Raw genomic sequence first — 19,597 nt, 5'->3', positions numbered from 1 at the left:
GCAGAATTTGCATGTGGATCACATGCAAGGAGAAAGGACAAATACGTGATGAATAAACAGAGAATTTTTGAAGTGCTGGTAACGAATATTTGCGAGGTTCTTCCTGAATTAGACGGGCATCGTTTTGAGCCTGATGATCGTTTAGTTGAGTTAGGAGCAGATTCAGTTGACCGGGCTGAAATCATAACCATGGTGTTGGAAGAGCTATCATTAAAAATACCTCGTGTAGAGCTGTCGGGTGTGAAAAACATCGGCGAATTAACTGAGGTGCTTTATGAAAAAGTACAATCCGTCTGAGGTGTTTGTGACAGGTGTCGGTATAACCGCATCGATCGGCCAGGGAAAAGAGGCATTTTCCTCTTCGTTAATGTCCGCCAGGCATGCTTTTGGTGTTATGAAGCGCCCCGGCAGACAAAAAGACAGCCAATTTATAGGAGCTGAAATACCTTCATTATCTTATCCGGAGCGCCTTTCGAAAAAACTGCTCAGAAAAGCATCCTTTTCTAGCCAGGCGGCCTTGGTTACTCTCTCAGAAGCTTGGGAGGAGGCAAAATTGGACGATGCCGATCCAACTCGTATCGGATTGATAGCAGGAGGATCAAACTTTCAGCAGAGAGAGACTTTGCAAGTTTATGAGAAGTATAAAGACCGTGTCGGTTTTATTCCGCCGACCTATGGATTGTCTTTCATGGATAGTGACCTCTGCGGACTATGTACAGATCAGTTCGGGATAGAAGGGTTAGCATATACGGCAGGGGGAGCTTCTGCGAGCGGTCAGTTGGCGGTTATCCAAGCCATTCAACAAGTCCAGTCTGGTCAGGTTGATGTTTGTATTGCGCTGGGGGCATTAATGGATATTTCTTATATGGAATGTCAGGCATTCAGGGCTTTGGGCGCTATGGGAACGGACCGCTATGCTGATGAGCCGGAAAAGGCGTGCCGTCCTTTTGACCAAAACAGAGATGGATTTATTTATGGAGAATCCTGCGGCGCATTGGTGATCGAACGCAAGGATACGGCTGCCCGCCGCGGTGCAAAACCCTATGCCGCATTGTCAGGCTGGTCCATCAAAATAGACGGGAACCGGAATCCGAATCCTTCATTAGAAGGAGAGGTGCATGTCATTCAGGAAGCATTGGAGCAGGCGAAGCTGTCACCGGAAGAAATTGATTATATTAATCCCCATGGCACGGGGTCTTTAATTGGAGATGAAATTGAACTGAAGGCGCTCCATGATTGTCATCTTACTCATGCCTACATAAATGCAACCAAATCGATCATCGGGCATGGGCTCAGTGCGGCAGGCATTGTTGAAATCATTTCTGTTTTGCTGCAAATGAAAGAATCCCGTCTTCACCCAAGCCGAAATTTAGATCATCCTATAGACCAATCCTTACATTGGGTAAAAGATAAATCAATTTCACATGACATAAGAAATGCTTTGAGCTTAAGCATGGGCTTTGGGGGAATAAACACAGCTGTTTGTATCCAAAACAATGAGAAATGTGGAGGCGAATCATAATGGTTTCAGCCGGAATAGAAGCAATGAATGTCTTTGGCGGAACGGCATACTTAGATGTGTTGCAATTAGCCAAATACCGAGATTTAGATACTGCCAGATTTGAAAACTTATTAATGAAGGAAAAAGCTGTAGCGCTGCCTTATGAGGACCCTGTTACTTTTGGGGTGAACGCGGCGAAACCGATTATTGATTCATTGACGGAAGCAGAGAAAGATCGGATTGAATTGCTGATCACCTGTTCAGAATCCGGCATCGACTTTGGCAAATCGTTAAGCACCTATATGCATCAATATTTAGGGCTGAATCGAAATTGCCGTTTGTTTGAAATTAAACAAGCCTGTTATTCAGGGACTGCCGGTTTTCAGATGGCGGTTAATTTTATTTTATCCCAGACCTCCCCGGGAGCAAAAGCGCTGGTCATTGCCAGTGATATTTCCCGTTTTTTAATCGCTGAAGGCGGAGACGCGTTAAGTGAAGATTGGTCGTACGCTGAGCCGAGTGCAGGAGCGGGAGCGGTGGCTGTTTTAGTGGGTGAGAACCCCGCCGTATTTCAAGCAGATGCAGGGGCAAACGGATATTATGGCTATGAAGTAATGGATACGTGCCGTCCCATTCCTGACAGTGAGGCGGGGGATGCCGATTTGTCATTAATGTCGTATTTGGATTGCTGTGAACAAACATTCTTAGAATATCAAAACCGTGTGCCCGGTGCCGATTATCAAAACACTTTCCAATATCTCGTCTATCACACTCCTTTTGGCGGGATGGTTAAAGGAGCGCATCGCACCATGATGCGTAAAATGGCAAAAGCGAAGAGCGCGGAGATTGAATCAGATTTTCTGCAACGGGTAAAGCCTGGCTTGGACTACTGTCAAAGGGTCGGGAACATCATGGGGGCTGCCGTGCTTCTGGCATTGGCGAGCACCATTGATCAAGGGCAATTTGATTCGCCAAAACGAATTGGCTGTTTTTCCTACGGATCCGGCTGCTGTTCTGAATTTTTTAGCGGAATTATAACGCCGCAAGGCCAAGAACGCCAGCGGCTGTTTGAAATCGAAAAGCATTTAAACAGTCGGTATCAGTTATCTATGGATGAATATGAGGTGTTATTTAAGGGAAGCGGACTGGTCCGATTCGGGACGCGTAATGTAAAGCTGGATTTTGAAATGATTCCCGGAGTGCTAGATTCTAATAAAGGGACACCGCGATTGTATTTGGAGGAGATTTCTGAATTTCATCGCAAATACAGGTGGATTTCGTGACATATCAAACGATAAAGGTCCGGTTTCATGAGTCAATTTGTTACATAACATTTCATCGTCCGGAAGCAAATAATACGATAAATGACAGGTTAATAGAAGAATGTTTACATGTGCTTGAACAATGTGAAACAACGGTTACGGTTGTCGTATTAGAAGGACTTCCAGAGGTATTCTGTTTCGGGGCGGATTTTCAAGAGATTTACCAAGAGATAAAACGCGGCAGAAAAGACGCACATTCACCAGAGCCTCTTTACGATTTGTGGCTGAAACTGCAGACGGGTCCCTTTATCACAGTTTCTCATGTTCGAGGAAAAGTGAATGCCGGAGGTCTTGGGTTTGTGGCTGCCAGTGATATTGTCATAGCGGATGAGACAGCGACATTCAGCTTGTCAGAACTGTTATTTGGGCTCTTTCCCGCTTGTGTATTACCGTTTCTGATTCGCAGGGTCGGCTGCCAAAAAGCACATTATATGACATTGATGACAAAGCCGATTCTTGTTCACCAGGCCCGTGAATGGGGATTGGTAGATGCCTGTGAGCCGCAAAGCGAAATTTTGCTGAGAAAGCATTTATTGCGTCTGCGGCGGTTGAATAAAGCGGGAATCACCCGTTATAAACATTTTATGAACTCACTGAATGACCTTGTCTATCGTTCAAAATCGCTGGCATTGGCGGAGAATCAAGACATGTTTTCAAATCCTCAAAACCAAATGGGAATTTTAAGGTACGCAGAAACGGGACAATTTCCATGGGAGGGCCAATAGTCTGCTTGATACGCGATGTGAAAACCAGAAACAGTCAGGAGGAAACAATGCTGCATTCTGTAGTAGAGTTACTTGAAATTGAGCCAAATATTATTCAGGTGAAGATGCAGGACCGTGTTCATAAAAACGCGTTTTCACAAGAGCTGACAGACGGATTGATAAAGGCGTTTGATATTATTGGTCAATCGACCTGCAAAGCAGTCATTTTAACCGGGTATGACAATTATTTTGCATCAGGCGGAACGCAAGAAGGGCTGTTGAGAATCCAACAGGGAATCACCAAGTTTACTGATGATAATCTTTATTCTCTCGCGCTTGATTGTAAAGTTCCTGTCATCGCGGCGATGCAGGGCCATGGTATTGGCGGCGGCTTTGTCATGGGGCTGTTTGCTGACTTTATTGTTCTAAGCAGGGAGAGTGTCTATACAACGAATTTTATGAAATACGGTTTTACTCCGGGAATGGGTGCGACTTTCATCGTTCCTCAAAAATTGGGGTTCAGTTTGTCGCAGGAATTATTGATGAACGCCGGTAATTACCGCGGCGCAGACCTTGAAAAAAGAGGAGTTCCCTTTAAAGTTCTGCCTCGCCAAGAAGTGTTGCATTATGCATTGGAATTGGCGCGTGAGCTGGCAGAAAAGCCGAGAAACTCGTTGATAACATTAAAAGATCATTTGGTTGCGCCGCTTCGTGCACAGCTTCCCCGTGTAATAGAACAGGAGCTCGTGATGCATGAGAAAACATTCCATCAGGAAGAAGTGAAAGCGAGAATCACCGGGTTGTATGGATATTAACTGAGATTAAACGATGGATGCGTGTTTTATATAAAAATTGCAGGTTAAATGGAGGTAGCTCTATGAATAATGATGTGAATACCAGCGGCTTAGTCAATCCATCTATCAGCTATGGGGAGCCGTTACAAATATCCGAAGATCAGCCGGCTGTTATTCCCGAAGTCTTACACAAAACGGCTGCGGAACTTGGAGAAACGAAAGGAATCATTTATTTGCAGCCGGATGGTTCAGAGGTTCATCAATCATATGGCCGTTTATGGAAGGATGCACTTCGTATCGTAAGAGGGCTCCGTCAATCAGGACTGAAAGCGAAAGATCAAGTAATCTTGCAGCTTGGCGACAATTCGCAATTTATCCCTGCCTTCTGGGGATGTGTTTCTGCTGGGATTGTCCCCGCTCCTCTTGCTGTTGCTCCGACATATTCAGAGGCGAATAGCGGCACACAAAAGCTGAAAGACGCATGGACGCTTCTTGACAAGCCGCCGGTTATTACGAATCGAGACATGCTGCCGGAACTGACCGCTTGGGCAAAAGACCAAGGGTTTGATGAATTTCGCGCTCTGGCAATCGAAGATCTTCTTAGCGCTGAGATGGAAACTGATTGGCACCGGGCCCGTTCTGAAGATTTGGCGCTTTTACTTTTGACCTCAGGGAGCACCGGCACCCCAAAAGCAGTGATGCTCAATCATGATAACATTTTGAGTATGGTTAGAGGAATTATTCAGATGCAGGGCTTTACAGGTGATGATATCACATTTAACTGGATGCCGTTTGATCATGTCGGAGGTATCGGAATGCTGCATTTACGGGATGTATATCTCGGCTGTCAGGAAATCAACGTCGCAAGTGAGACAATCTTGATGGATCCTCTGAAATGGCTCGATTGGATTGATCATTACCGTGCTTCTGTGACATGGGCGCCGAATTTTGCCTTCGGTCTGGTCACTGATTTTAGCGATGAAATTGAAAATCGAAATTGGGATCTGTCTTCAATGCGTTACATGCTCAATGGCGGTGAAGCGATGGTGGCCAAGGTCGGGCGCAGGATGTTAGAGCTCTTAGAGCCTCATGGATTGCCCGCTGATGCGATTCGCCCTGCCTGGGGGATGTCCGAAACTTCCTCCGGTGTGATTTTCTCACATGATTTTACACGTGCGTCGACTAATGATGAGGATGGTTTTGTGGAGATCGGTTCTCCGATTCCCGGATTTTCGATGAGAATTGTTGATGATCATAATGAATTGGTCGAGGAAGGCGAAATCGGCCGTTTTCAGGTTTCTGGGCTTTCTGTTACCGATGGTTATTATCAGCGGCCGGAATTAAATCAAAGTGTCTTTACGGAGGATGGCTGGTTTGAAACCGGAGATCTCGGTTTTCTGCGCAAGGGACGCCTTACCATTACCGGCCGTACGAAGGATGCCATTATTATTAACGGCGTCAATTATTACAGCCATGCGATCGAATCCGCTGTCGAAGAATTGCCGGAAATCGAAACTTCCTATACTGCTGCTTGTGCTGTCCGTGTGAATCACAATACAACGGATCAACTGGCTATCTTCTTTGTTGCTTCTATCCAGCTTGATGATTCTCAAACCGCCCAACTTCTAAGAAACATACACTATCATGTGACACAGACGATCGGTGTTACGCCTGAATATTTGCTGCCGGTCCGTAAAGAAGACATCCCGAAAACAGCCATAGGGAAGATCCAGCGCGCCCAGCTGAAGAGCTCATTTGAAAATGGAGAATTTGATCACATACATAACAAACTGAATCTGATGAGCAGTGAAACTCAGAGCAATCAGACGCAAAAAACAGATTCCGCTCAATTAGAAGATATAAAGAAACATTTGATCAAATTCTTTACAGAGGATTTAAATATTGATCGTGATTGGATTAAACCTGACACAAATATCCAAAGTCTCGGTGTTAATTCAATAAAGATGATGAAACTTATGCGATCCGTAGAGAAAGAATACCGCGTAAGACTCACATCGAGAGAGCTATATAAATATTCTGCCATTGAATTACTGGCTGCTTATATAGCTGAAAAAGAAGAAATGAGCAAAAGCCGCTCTGCTGCTGATAGGAACATCAGTATAGATGCAGGAGACAAACAAGCATCCTTGCATTCTCTCTCTGAGGTTCAAAAAGGACTATGGACATTGCAAAAAATGTCGCCTGAGAAGAGTGCTTATCATGTTCCTCTCTGTTTTCGATTCTCGTCAAAGCTTGATAAAGAGAAAGTAAAACAAGCTTTTCACCTTGTATTAAACCAGCACCCGATTTTAAAGCACGTCATCCAAGAAAAAGATGGAGTGCCTTATATCAAACATGAATCTGCACTTCCCATCACGATAAAAGCCGAAGATATTTCAGGCTTAAAAGAGGCTGACATAACTCCTTATTTCAGAAAAAAAGTAAAGGAACCGTTTGTGAAAGAATCCAGCCCTTTATTGCGCGCCCACTTATTTTCAAGGTCTGAAGAGGAGCATTTTTTACTTGTCGTGATTCACCATATCATTTTTGACGGTGTTTCTTCCGTTACTTTTATTCACAGTCTTTTAGATAACTATAAGCATCTCTTAGAAGGGCAATATCCAAACGTGCCCGCTGCTCCGGCGGCTTACAATGATTTTGTCACATGGGAACAGCATTTTCTTGCCGGTGAAGAGGGCGAGAAGCACCGCTTGTACTGGCAGCAGCAGTTATCGGGAACCTTGCCGAATCTTCAGCTGCCGTCCATACGCACCAGCCCGTTTGGATCCGACTTTGAGGAGGACACATATACCCGGCGGATTTCGGACGGCTTGTTAAACAGCATCAAATCTTTTGCAAAAGATCATTCTACGAATGTATCAACGGTTTTACTGAGCTGTTATATGGTGCTGTTAAGCCGTTACTCTGATCAAGAGGATATGATTGTCGGCATGCCTGCGATGGTGCGGCCGGAAGAACGGTTTGATTCATTAATCGGACATTTTCTCAATATGCTTCCCATACGGAGTGAGGTAAAGGGAACAAAATCATTTTCGGAGTTCGTTCATACATTGCAGTTGACGCTTCTTGATGGTTTGGATCATGCATCTTATCCTTTTCCGAAAATGGTTCGGGATTTGAATATTCCGCGTCATCAAGCGGGTTCACCAGTTTTCCAAGCGGCATTTTTCTATCAGAATTTCCAATCTGCAAGCTATCAGAACATGTTCCGTCAATATGAAGAGTCCTTTTCTGTCGATACAGTTGAGGGGATTCATCAAGAAGGTGAATACGAATTAGTATTTGAACTATGGGAAGAAGAAGAAAAGATGGAATTGAACATCAAATACAATACCGGGCTGTTTGATGATACGTCTATTTCGGCTATGTTTGATCATTTTATTTATTTAGCAGAACAGATGGTTCATAACCCTTCTCAACCTTTAAAAGAGTATTCTTTATTCCCGAAAGAAGAGGAACATACCATTCTTCGTACGTGGAATGCTACTGAAAAGGATTATCCGGATGCATGTTTTCATGAGTTGTTTGAACAGCAGGCTAAAAAGACGCCTGATGCAATAGCTGTCAGCTATGAGAAGAAAACCCTGACGTATCGGGAGCTTGATGAGAACAGCACACTGCTGGCCCTTTATTTGCAGAAGAACGGTGTGAGCCCGGACCAATTGGTAGGAATCTATGTCGAGCGATCGCTGGAAATGGCTGTAGGCTTGCTCGCAATCCTTAAAGCAGGAGGAGCATACGTGCCGCTAGACCCGTCCTACCCTGCTGAACGGTTGGAATATATGCTTGAGGACAGTGAGGTTTCCATTACGCTGACAACCTCTGAACTCATAGATACCTTGAACTGGAATCATGTAAATGTGATTGCTTTAGATCAAGACTGGGACGAAATCGCTCAAAACCCTTCAGGAGGCACAAGCCTGATGCGCACCGTGAAAACGGAGAATTTGGCTTATGTGATTTATACCTCCGGCAGCACAGGCAAGCCAAAGGGTGTCATGATTTCGCATAAAGCACTGGCAAACTTTCTTGTTTCCATGGGAGAAAAGCCTGGTCTTTCATCAGAGGATATCATGCTTGCAGTGACAACCTACTGCTTTGATATAGCAGCTTTAGAGCTGTATCTGCCTTTAATGAAGGGCGCCCAATGCCATATTTGCAATACTGAGCATACAAAAGATGTGGAAAAGCTGAAACGAGACATTCAAGATATCAAACCGACGATTATGCAAGCCACGCCTGCTACATGGAAAATGCTATTTTATTCAGGCTGGAAAAATGAAGAGAGAATTAAAATTCTATGCGGCGGAGAAGCATTACCCGAGAAATTAAAGCAGCACTTTTTAAGTACAGGCAGTGAAGCTTGGAATATGTTCGGACCTACAGAAACAACGGTCTGGTCAGCGATTCAGCGCATTAATGAAGAGACCGCTGCGTCCGTGATCGGCCAGCCTATTGCGAATACACGCGTTTATATTGTTGATTCGCATCTTCTGCCTGTCCCTGTCGGCATTCCCGGCGAGCTTTGTATTGCAGGGGACGGATTGGCAAAGGGTTATTACAACCAGCCTGAGCTGACGGATGAAAGATTCATAGATTGTCCGTTTGAACCGACATCCAAGCTTTACAAGACAGGCGACATGGCACGGTGGCTTCCAGAGGGCAAGATTGAATATATCGGGCGTATCGATAATCAGGTGAAAATCCGCGGATTCCGTATCGAGTTGGGGGATATAGAGATTCGCATTGGAGAACATCCGGATGTTCAGGAAAGCGTCGTCGTTGTGAACGAACAGAACGGAAATGAAAAATTGGCAGCTTATTATATAGCAAAAGACGCACATTCACCTGTTACGCCGAGAGAGTTGCGGAATGAGTTGAAAAAGAGCTTGCCGGCTTATATGGTTCCTTCTTATTTTATTCAGCTTGATCAAATGCCGCTCACACCGAACGGAAAAGTAGACCGAAAGATACTAAAGAATCGAAAAGTAACAGCGGAGCAGCATCAACATGGAAATATGTCTCCTTCAAAAATTCAAGAAACGATACGATCCATTTGGCAGGATGTGCTTCAAACTGCTGACATTTACCTGGAAGACGGATTTTTCGATGTAGGCGGGGATTCGCTTCTTGCGGTTACTGTTGCTGAACGAATCAAAAATGATCTAGCCTGCGAGTTTAGTGTTACTGAACTGTTTGAATACTCGTCTGTGAAAGACATCAGTAAATACATTGCCGAACAGCAAGCAGCAGATCCATTTTTCTCTTTGCCGGCAGACGTAAAAGACAAACCTTGCAAGCCGAACCGTACACAGCATGTTCCGGAGGATATTCCTGATTATTATGAGGACAGTGTAGCGATTATCGGGATATCGTGCGAATTTCCAGGGGCGAAAAATCATGTTGAATTTTGGAATAACATCAGAGACGGAAAGGAAAGCATCAAGTTTTTCACTAAAGAAGAGCTTCGCAGCTTAGGCGTTCCGGACACATTCGCGGAGAATCCTGGCTATGTGCCTGCTAAATCTGCGATTGAAGGGAAAGATCGTTTCGACCCAAGTTTCTTTAACATATCTCGAAAAGATGCCGAGTTCATGGATCCCCAGATGCGGATGCTGTTGACTCATTCCTGGAAAGCGATTGAGGATGCGGGATATGTCGCCAAACAGATTCCTGAAACCAGTGTGTATATGTCGGCTAGCAACAATTCTTACCGTGCGTTATTGCCCGAGAAAACAATAGAAAGCTTAGAAACGCCGGATGGTTATGTGTCATGGGTGCTTGCGCAGAGCGGGACGATTCCGACGATGATTTCTCATAAGCTGGGGCTGAAAGGGCCAAGCTATTTCGTCCATGCCAATTGTTCGTCTTCTTTGGTTGGGTTACATTCCGCCTTTAAAAGCCTGCAATCAGGTGAATCTGCATATGCGCTGGTCGGCGGAGCGACGCTGCACACCGAGACAAATATCGGATATGTGCATCAGCCGGGTCTGAATTTTTCAAGTGACGGGCATATCAAGGCTTTTGACGCTTCAGCCGACGGAATGGCAGGCGGTGAAGGTGTTGCGGTTGTCTTACTGAAAAAAGCGGTGGATGCCGTAAAAGACGGAGATCATATTTATGCTCTGATGAGAGGCATCGGTGTAAATAACGATGGGGCTGATAAGGTCGGTTTTTATGCCCCGAGTGTGAAAGGGCAGGCTGATGTGGTCCAAAAGGTGATCGGCCAGACGGGTATTCATCCCGAATCGATCAGTTATATTGAAGCGCACGGAACAGGGACAAAGCTGGGTGACCCAATCGAACTGTCGGCTTTAAATACAGTGTACAAGCAATATACAAACAAAAAACAGTTTTGCGGCATCGGATCGGTGAAAAGCAATATTGGACATTTGGATACAGCTGCCGGCCTGGCTGGCTGCATCAAGGTTGCGATGAGCTTATACCATAACGAGCTTGCTCCAACCATCAACTATAAAGAACCGAATCCGAATATGGATTTAACTGACTCTCCTTTTTACGTGGTGGATCAAAAGAAAGTACTGGATCATGATATCAACACACATAGGGCGGCGCTAAGTTCATTCGGTCTCGGCGGAACAAACACCCATGCGATCTTTGAACAATATGCGATCGCTTCTGAAACGAGGAAGGAGAGCGGGACCTGCATCATACCGATATCGGCGAAAAACAAAGAGCGGCTCGACGAATATGCGCAGGAATTCCTGTCCCATTTGGAAACGAGAGGACTTGAGAATGGTGATTTAGCTGATTTCGCTTATACATTGCAGGTCGGGCGAGAAGCGATGGAGCATCGCGTTGTCTTTATTGCGGATGAAGTGAATCAGCTGAAACGGCAGCTGGAGGATTTTATCAATGGAAGAACGCCAATCGAAGGTTGTTTTCAAGGAGAAAAGCATCAAGCCAAGGAAGCTTCATGGCTGACTGAAGATGAAGATAGCGCTGAACTGATACGTAAGTGGGCAACTAAAGGGAAAGTGAACAAGCTTGCGGAGATATGGAGCAAAGGAGTGTATGTCGATTGGTCGCAGCTTTATATGGATGTGCAGCCTCGACGAATGAGTTTGCCTACGTATCCATTTGCAAAAGAACGGTATTGGGCATCACAGGATGTTCCGCAAGATTCTGGGCAAACACCTTCAATTCAGACTGCGGCGGCTACATTGCACCCGCTGCTCCATCAAAATACGTCAGATCTGTCTGAGCAGCGATTCAGTTCAGTCTTTACGGGCGAGGAATTTTTCCTGGCAGATCATGTCGTTAGAGGGAAGCCGGTGCTCCCTGGGGTGGCCTATCTCGAAATGGCACGAACAGCTGTAAGCCGGGCAACCGAAAGCGGGAAAGATCAGGATATCAGAATCAGGTTACATCATACAGTCTGGGTTCAGCCAATCGTTTTGAATGATCATCCGGTTCATGTGCATGTCGGTCTCTTTCCAGAAGAAGATGGGAAAATCGCATATGAAATCTATAGTACTGGTGAAGATGGCTCTGATTCACTTATTCACAGCCAAGGCAGTGCGGAATTGATTTCTGCAATCGATAAGCCGGTCCTGAATATTGCCGAAGTACAAGAACGGTGTAATCAGAGGAATCTTACGCCTGACCAGTTCTATGAGGAAGGCAGAAGCAGAGGGATGTTCCATGGTCCGGCATTCCAAGGGATTGAAAAAGCTTATATAGGCAAAAGAGAAGTCTTGGCCAAATTGCAGCTTCCTGTTTCTGTATCTGAGACGAAGGAAAGCTATGTGCTTCATCCGAGTATGATGGATTCGGCTGTTCAGACGGCTACAATCTGCATCATGCAGGAATTTGCCGAGCAAAAACTGATTCTGCCTTTTGCGCTTGAAGAGCTTGAGGTCATCGGTAAATGTACATCCGTGATGTGGGCCTATGCCCGTTTAAGTGAGAGCTATAGGGACGGGGATACTGTGCTGAAAGCGGATATTGACCTGTGCGATGAGGCTGGAGAGGTTTGCGTCAGGATAAAAGGATTCTCCACGAGAGTGTTGGACGGAGAAGTGCAATCGTCGAAGCCAGCAGTCCATTCTGAACGCTTAATGCTTGAACCGGTTTGGAATATACAGGAATCTGTTTTAGGAAAGCAAATGCCGACATATGCAGAACATCTTGTTGTGTTCTGTGAAGCTGCCCGTCATGTCAGCGACAGCATCGTCTCCCGTATGAATGATGTTCGCGTGATCACATTAAATGAAGCTGAAGGAACCATTGCTGAGCGTTTTCAAATCTATGCACAGCAGGTTTTCGAACTGATTCAAGGAAAGATCCGCACGAAACCTGAAGGCAAAGTCATGATTCAAGTCATCGTTTGCGGGAAAGGCGAGCAGCAATTGTTTGCCGGTTTGTCCGGGCTGTTGAAAACAGCTGAATTGGAGCATGGCAAACTTATCGGCCAGCTGATTGAGCTTCCAAGTACTGAGGAATTACATGATTTGCATGAAAAGCTGAAAAACGACAGTCTGAGACCTGAAGATAAACAGATCCGCTACGAGGCGGGGACCCGATATGTCAAAGGTTGGCGTGAAATGACACCTTCGCCTGTTGATGAACTTAGTATGCCGTGGAAAGACGATGGTGTTTATCTCATCACCGGAGGAGCAGGCAGCTTAGGCCTGCTGTTTGCAAAGGAAATTGCACAACGAACCGACCGCGCCACATTGATCCTAACCGGACGTTCAGTTTTGGAAGAGAGCAAGGAGCGAGAGTTAGAGGCGCTTCGCAACTTAGGGGCAGAGGTTAGCTATAAACAGACAGATGTGGCTGATCAAGAGGCGATTTCTCAGCTCATGAAGGAAATCAAAGAAAGGTACGGCCGTCTCAATGGAATCATTCACGGCGCAGGCGTTATTAAAGATCATTTCATCGTCCAAAAAACGAGTGAAGAGTTTCAAGAAGTGATACATCCAAAGGTAAACGGCTTAGTGCAGTTAGATGAGGCCGCCAAGGAATGGAAAATGGACTTTTTTATCCTATTTTCTTCCGTTTCCGGAAGCTTAGGAAATGCCGGCCAAGCAGACTATGCAACTGCCAATACGTTCATGGATGCATACGCTGTATACCGAAATTCGCTGGTTGCATCCCAAAAACGGCACGGCACAACTATTTCCTTCAACTGGCCGTTGTGGAAAGAGGGCGGAATGCATGTCGACGCCGAGATTGAAAAGATGATGATGAAAACCTATGGAATGGCCCCGCTGCAAAGTGAAAGCGGCATAGAAGCCTTTTATCAGGGAGCGGCCTCAGGTAAGCCGCAAGTATTTGTGATCGAAGGGAACCTTGCAAGAATGAAGCAAAAACTGCTTCCTTCCGCCGGTTCTGCAGTTGAGCGGCCAGATGTAAATAGGAACCTGGCTGAAGCGGATGGCTTATTCAGCAAGGTGGAGCAATCGTTGAGCCAAATGGTAAGCGCCATTTTGAAAGTGGACATTCAAGAAATTGATATCAATACAGAGCTGAGTGAGTACGGCTTTGATTCAGTTTCATTTACGGTCTTCACAAACCAGATCAATGAAGCGCATCAATTGGAATTGGCGCCGACTATTTTCTTTGAATATGGAACCATACAAAGTCTGGCTGAGCATTTAGTTGAAGAGTATCAGGATAAATGGCTGACTCAATTCCCATTAGCGGATGCTTCTAGACAACCTGAGGACAAAAAAACAAACTCTTTTCAAGATACGAATAGCTTGATTGTCAAAGCGCAGGAATCGTTGAGTCAAATGGTAAGCGGCATTTTGAAAGTGGACATGGAAGAGATTGATATCAATACAGAGCTGAGTGAGTACGGCTTTGATTCAGTTTCATTCACTGTATTTACAAATCGTATCAATGAAGCGCATCAATTGGAATTGGCGCCGACTATTTTCTTTGAACATGGAACCATTCAAAGTCTGGCTGAATGTCTAGTTGAAGAATACCCGGATGCATTTATTAAGGAATCTTCTGTACCGGAGAAGTCTGTCGTTTCTAAAGGATCCGCTCCTGTTGTGGCAAACATAACGAAAAAGAAAAGAAACCGCTTTACGCCTGTATCAATCACAAAAGAGGAAAAAAGCAATAACAAAGCAGCCGATTTTGAACCAATCGCAATCGTCGGGATCAGCGGCCAATTCCCCGGAGCAAAAGATATTGATGAATTCTGGAGAAATCTGAAAGAAGGAAAAGACAGTATAACGGAAGTCCCCGAAGACCGTTGGGATTGGCGGGAACATTATGGAGACCCTGAGACACAAGAAAATAAGACCGACATCAAATGGGGCGGATTTATTGATGGGGTGGCTGAGTTTGATCCGTTATTTTTTGGTATTTCGCCAAGAGAAGCCCAGTATTTAGATCCTCAGCAGCGGCTGTTAATGACCCATGCATGGAAGGCGATAGAAGATGCCGGATGCTCGCCTCAGAACCTTTCAGAAACAATGACGGGTGTTTTTATCGGTACAGGCAATACAGGATATAAAGATTTATTTTATAAAGCAAATGTACCGCTTGAAGGGCATGCGGCAACAGGAAATATGATTCCTTCCGTCGGTCCGAATAGACTGAGCTACTTTTTAAATCTCCACGGGCCGAGTGAACCTATTGAAACAGCATGTTCAAGCTCTCTTGTAGCCATTCACCGCGCGGTTTCCGCTATGCAGGATGGAAATTGCGATATGGCGATCGCAGGAGGCGTAAACACGATATTGACCGAAGAGGCACACATCAGCTACAGCAAAGCCGGCATGCTCAGCAAAGACGGAAGGTGTAAAACCTTCTCTGCTGATGCGAATGGTTATGTCAGAGGTGAAGGTGTCGGAATGGTCTTGCTGAAAAAGCTGACAGATGCCGAACGGGATATGAACCACATCTACGGCGTCATTCGGGGAACGGCAGAAAACCATGGAGGACGAGCCAATACCTTGACATCGCCTAATCCGAAAGCGCAAGCCGATTTGTTGGTGCGCGCATATCGGAAAGCAGGCGTTGATCCGAGCACGGTAACCTATATCGAAGCTCACGGCACCGGCACTGAATTGGGAGATCCTATTGAAATGAACGGATTGAAGGCTGCGTTTAAGGAACTGTCTGAATTGGGAGAGCACAGCGGGCCAGAAGTGCTTGATCATCAATGCGGAATCGGTTCAGTCAAGAGCAATATCGGTCACTTAGAGCTTGCGGCAGGTATTTCGGGTCTCATTAAAGTGCTTTTGCAAATGAAACATAAAACCTTAGTCAAAAGCCTGCATTGCGATACGCTTAATCCTTACATTCAGCTGAAAGACAGTCCGTTTTATATTGTTCAAGAAGAAGATGAATGGAAGGCTGTACGAGACCGTAACGGAAACGAACTGCCGCGCCGCGCCGGTATCAGTTCGTTCGGAATTGGCGGGGTAAACGCTCATGTGGTGCTTGAAGAATATATACCGAAAGAAGATTTCAATTCTCTACAACAAATAGCTTCCGGCCAACCTAGCATCATCCTGCTGTCTGCCAAAAATAAAAAAAGGCTTCAGGATCGGGCGATTCAATTGCTGTCTGCCATTCGCGAGAATAAGTACACCGATAACGACCTGCACCGCATTGCCTATACGCTTCAAGTCGGGCGAGAGGGAATGGATGAACGTCTGGCATTCACCGCAGGTACAATAACCGAGCTTGAAGAAAAACTGCAGGCGTTTGTAGAAGGCAAGGAAAGTACTGAGGGACTCGCCCGCGGCCAGTCAAATCGAAACAAAGATCCTTTCGCAATTTTCGCGGCAGATGAAGACATGGCAATGGCTATGGATGCTTGGATCAGGAAAAGAAAATACGACAAGCTGGCAGATTTATGGGTGAAAGGCGTGAATATCGACTGGAACAAATTGTATGGAGATGCCAAACCGCGCCTGATCAGTCTTCCTTCATATCCATTTGCAAATGATCACTACTGGCTTCCCGAAAAAACGGATCAAGTGAAGGTGAATCATCTTGAAACGGGCCATATTCAACATCTAGACAATAGTGAAAAGCGAACGGCCTGTTTGTTGACAAAGCAATGGATGTTAAGCCCGGTTATCCCAAAAGAGCCGGGGACCCGAGCCGTTGCGATTCTGACCAGTGCAGAGACGGCGGACTTGGCTGCTGAAGTGTCTAAGTATTTTCCGAATCATTACTTATTAGATGTGAGCCGGGCTGAAAGTCAATCATTAAAGGATGATTGGAAAACCTATGACGGTTTTGTGGATCTAATTGGATGCGGAGAGTACGACAAGGAGACGTTGAGTTGGATTGAATGGATTCAAAAGCTGATTGAGCATGGACATAAAGAAGGGCTGATGCTGCTTTGCGTTACGAAAGGACTGGAATCTTATCAAAATGATTCCGTTCAGCTGGCAGGAGCCGCCCGCGCCGGTCTGTACCGCATGCTTCAAAGCGAGTACAGCCATCTCAAATCAAGGCATATGGATGCGGAGGCATCCGCAGACCATCTTACTGTTGCGAAGCAGATAGCAGATGAGTTTTATTCCGATAGTGAGGATGCTGAGGTTTGCTATAGAGACGGTTTGCGTTATCGTGCTTTTCTGAAACCGGAATATAGAAAAGACGCCGATCAAAAACGAAGGGCTTTCCCAAAAGATCATGTGCTTTTAATTACAGGCGGCACACGAGGAATCGGACTATTATGCGCCCGGCATTTTGCAGAGCACTACGGAGTGAAAAAGCTGGTGTTGACAGGGCGTGAGTCACTGCCTCCGCGAGAAGAGTGGGCACGTTTTAAGAACTTAAACACATCCGCCGCACAGAAAATACAAGCGGTGCAGGAACTAGGAGCACAAGGCGTACAAGTACAAGTGCTGTCGCTCCCTTTATCTGACGAGTCTCTCGTGCAGCAAAGCTTGCAGAATATGAAACAGACTTTGGGACCGATCGGCGGAGTCATTCATTGCGCTGGCATGACCGATATGAATACCTTGGCATTTATCCGGAAAACGGCCGACAATATTCAACAAGTTCTCGAGCCGAAGGTGGATGGGCTTACAACGCTGTATCGCCATGTATGTGATGAACCGTTGCAGTTTTTTGTATTGTTTTCATCAGTTTCAGCCATCATTCCGGCCCTTTCTGCGGGACAAGGCGATTACGCCATGGCTAATAGCTATATGGATTATTTTGCGGAGGCAAATAAGGAAAAAGCTCCGATCATCAGTATTCAGTGGCCAAATTGGAAAGAGACCGGGATGGGTGAAGTGACAAATAGCACTTATAGAGAAAGCGGCTTGCTTAGCATCACCAATTCAGAAGGCCTCAGATTTCTTGATCAAATGTTATCCGAAACATTCCGCGCAGTTGTGCTGCCTGCGGTGACGGACCCAGCGGAATGGAAACCGGAGGAATTGATGAAGAGACGCGCCCGGCATGAGCCGGGTTCGATTGAAGTGACTTCGCAGCCATCACATGCTGGAAAAATAGAAATGGACGGGCTGGCAAAAGATGAGCTTCTTTTAAATGAAACAGAAGCATGGCTTGTTGGTTTGTTCTCTGAAGAACTGAGGATTGATCAAGAGGACTTGGAAATTGATGAATTATTCCAGGAGTATGGAGTGGATTCTATCATTCTAGCTCAGCTGTTACAGCGCATTAACCGAAAGATCAAAGCGGCACTCGACCCTTCTATTCTTTATGAATACCCTACAATCCAGCGTTTTGCAGCTTGGCTCATAGGTTCTTATTCTGAATCGTTGTCTGATATGTTCATAGATAAAATATCGGCAGCTGCTTCAGACGGCAGAAAAACATCAGCTTATCAAAAGCCGATCAAGCCGGAGACTCGGGCGGCTGCTCTGGAAGTACAAGAAGAAGAGTCCCTTGCATCCGGCTCCCATACAGAAGATATCGCGGTTGTCGGATTGTCCTGCCGCTTTCCGGGAGCGGAGACACTGGATAAATATTGGACACTATTATCTGAGGGGCGGTCGTCAATTCGCCCGGTTCCGCCAGAACGCTGGGGCTATCCGGCACCTTATTATGCCGGAGTCATTGATCATGTCAATCATTTCGATCCTGCGTTCTTCCTGCTTCCAGAAGAAGATGTAAGTGCCATGGACCCGCAAGCATTAGCTGTTTTAGAAGAGAGTCTTAAGCTCTGGTATCACGCCGGCTATACACCTGAAGAAATAAAGGGAGAGGCAATCGGTATTTATCTCGGCGGACGCAGCCGTCATAATCCGAGTCAAGACAGCCTTCTTCATGCAAAGAATCCTATCGTGGCAGTCGGCCAGAATTATTTAGCGGCCAATATTTCACAATTTTTTGATGTGCGCGGCCCGAGTGTTGTATTAGATACGGCATGTTCTTCGGCTTTGGTCGGCATGAATATGGCGATTCAGGCTCTGCACAGCGGTGATATTAAAGCTGCGGTTGTGGGAGGGGTCAGCTTGTTTGACTCAGATGCCACCCACCGGCTGTTCGAGCAGCGTGGTATTTTAAGCGCAGAGTCATCCTTCCATGTGTTTGATGAACGTGCTGATGGAGTTGTTTTAGGAGAAGGCGTGGGAATGGTCCTGTTAAAGACAGTAAAACAGGCTCTGAAAGACGGAGATTCCATTTACGCGGTGGTCAAGGCCGCTTCTGTTAATAACGACGGAAGAACGGCCGGGCCGGCAACACCGAATCTGGAAGCGCAGAAGGAAGTCATGAAGGCGGCGCTTGCCAAAAGCGGCAAAAAACCAGAAGACATCAGCTATCTCGAAGCGAACGGCTCAGGCTCAATGGTAACCGATCTGCTTGAGCTTAAAGCGATCCAATCCATCTATCGTTCTGACAATTCAATTCCGCTGGGTCTTGGATCAATCAAACCGAATATCGGACATCCGCTTTGTGCTGAAGGGATTGCAAGCTTTATCAAGGTTGTGATGATGCTAAAGCATCGCAGTTTTGTTCCATTTTTATCAGGTGAAAAGGAAATGACGCATTTTGATAGGAAAAAAGCGAACATCACTTTCAGCCGAACGCTGGCAGAGTGGACGGAATCCCTTCCTGCTGCGGCAATTAACTGCTTTGCCGACGGGGGGACAAATGCCCATGTCATTATAGAGGCGTGGGACAAAGACGAAAACCGTGAAATTAGGCGGCGTCCTTTATCACCGCCAGAATTAAAGAAACGGCCGTTTCCGTTTCGTGATTCTAAGCCGGAAACGGAGACCTTAAAAATGGATAAGACAAACATATGGGATACCTATGAAGTGGAGGTCTAAC

Annotated in this window: 6 protein-coding genes; all 6 read left to right on the top strand. The window is 45.8% G+C overall.

What is annotated here, in order from left to right:
• Positions 1 to 48: 48 nt before the first annotated feature.
• The 6 genes from GXP75_RS00805 to GXP75_RS00780 all read left to right on the top strand — a co-directional run bounded on the left by GXP75_RS00805 (position 49) and on the right by GXP75_RS00780 (position 19,596).
• Positions 49 to 297: an acyl carrier protein gene (locus GXP75_RS00805; RefSeq protein WP_061571839.1), complete on the top strand. Its 249-nt coding sequence runs from the start codon at positions 49 to 51 to the stop codon at positions 295 to 297.
• On the top strand, positions 275 to 1,522 hold the full coding sequence (locus GXP75_RS00800) for a beta-ketoacyl synthase N-terminal-like domain-containing protein (protein WP_242555959.1): 1,248 nt from the start codon (positions 275 to 277) through the stop codon (positions 1,520 to 1,522). Before GXP75_RS00805 ends, GXP75_RS00800 begins: the two co-directional genes overlap by 23 nt.
• Positions 1,522 to 2,784 carry a hydroxymethylglutaryl-CoA synthase family protein gene (locus GXP75_RS00795; RefSeq protein WP_242555958.1) on the top strand — a complete coding sequence of 421 codons (1,263 nt, stop codon included), beginning with the start codon at positions 1,522 to 1,524 and terminating at the stop codon, positions 2,782 to 2,784. Before GXP75_RS00800 ends, GXP75_RS00795 begins: the two co-directional genes overlap by 1 nt.
• The gene (locus tag GXP75_RS00790) at positions 2,772 to 3,548 is read left to right on the top strand and encodes an enoyl-CoA hydratase/isomerase (RefSeq protein ID WP_214914481.1); all 777 of its coding nucleotides are present in this window, start codon (positions 2,772 to 2,774) and stop codon (positions 3,546 to 3,548) included. Before GXP75_RS00795 ends, GXP75_RS00790 begins: the two co-directional genes overlap by 13 nt.
• A 47-nt stretch (positions 3,549 to 3,595) precedes the next feature.
• On the top strand, positions 3,596 to 4,342 hold the full coding sequence (locus GXP75_RS00785) for a polyketide synthase (protein WP_242555957.1): 747 nt from the start codon (positions 3,596 to 3,598) through the stop codon (positions 4,340 to 4,342).
• Positions 4,343 to 4,404: 62 nt separating this feature from the next.
• Entirely contained in the window at positions 4,405 to 19,596 is a 15,192-nt protein-coding gene (locus tag GXP75_RS00780; protein ID WP_242555956.1) for a non-ribosomal peptide synthetase, read from the top strand.
• Position 19,597 lies beyond the last annotated feature (1 nt).

This window comes from Bacillus sp. HU-1818 (assembly GCF_022695965.1).
Lineage (GTDB): Bacteria > Bacillota > Bacilli > Bacillales > Bacillaceae > Bacillus > Bacillus atrophaeus.
Note: the sequence above shows the minus strand (reverse complement) of the source record. Positions and strands in the feature narration are given on the sequence as shown.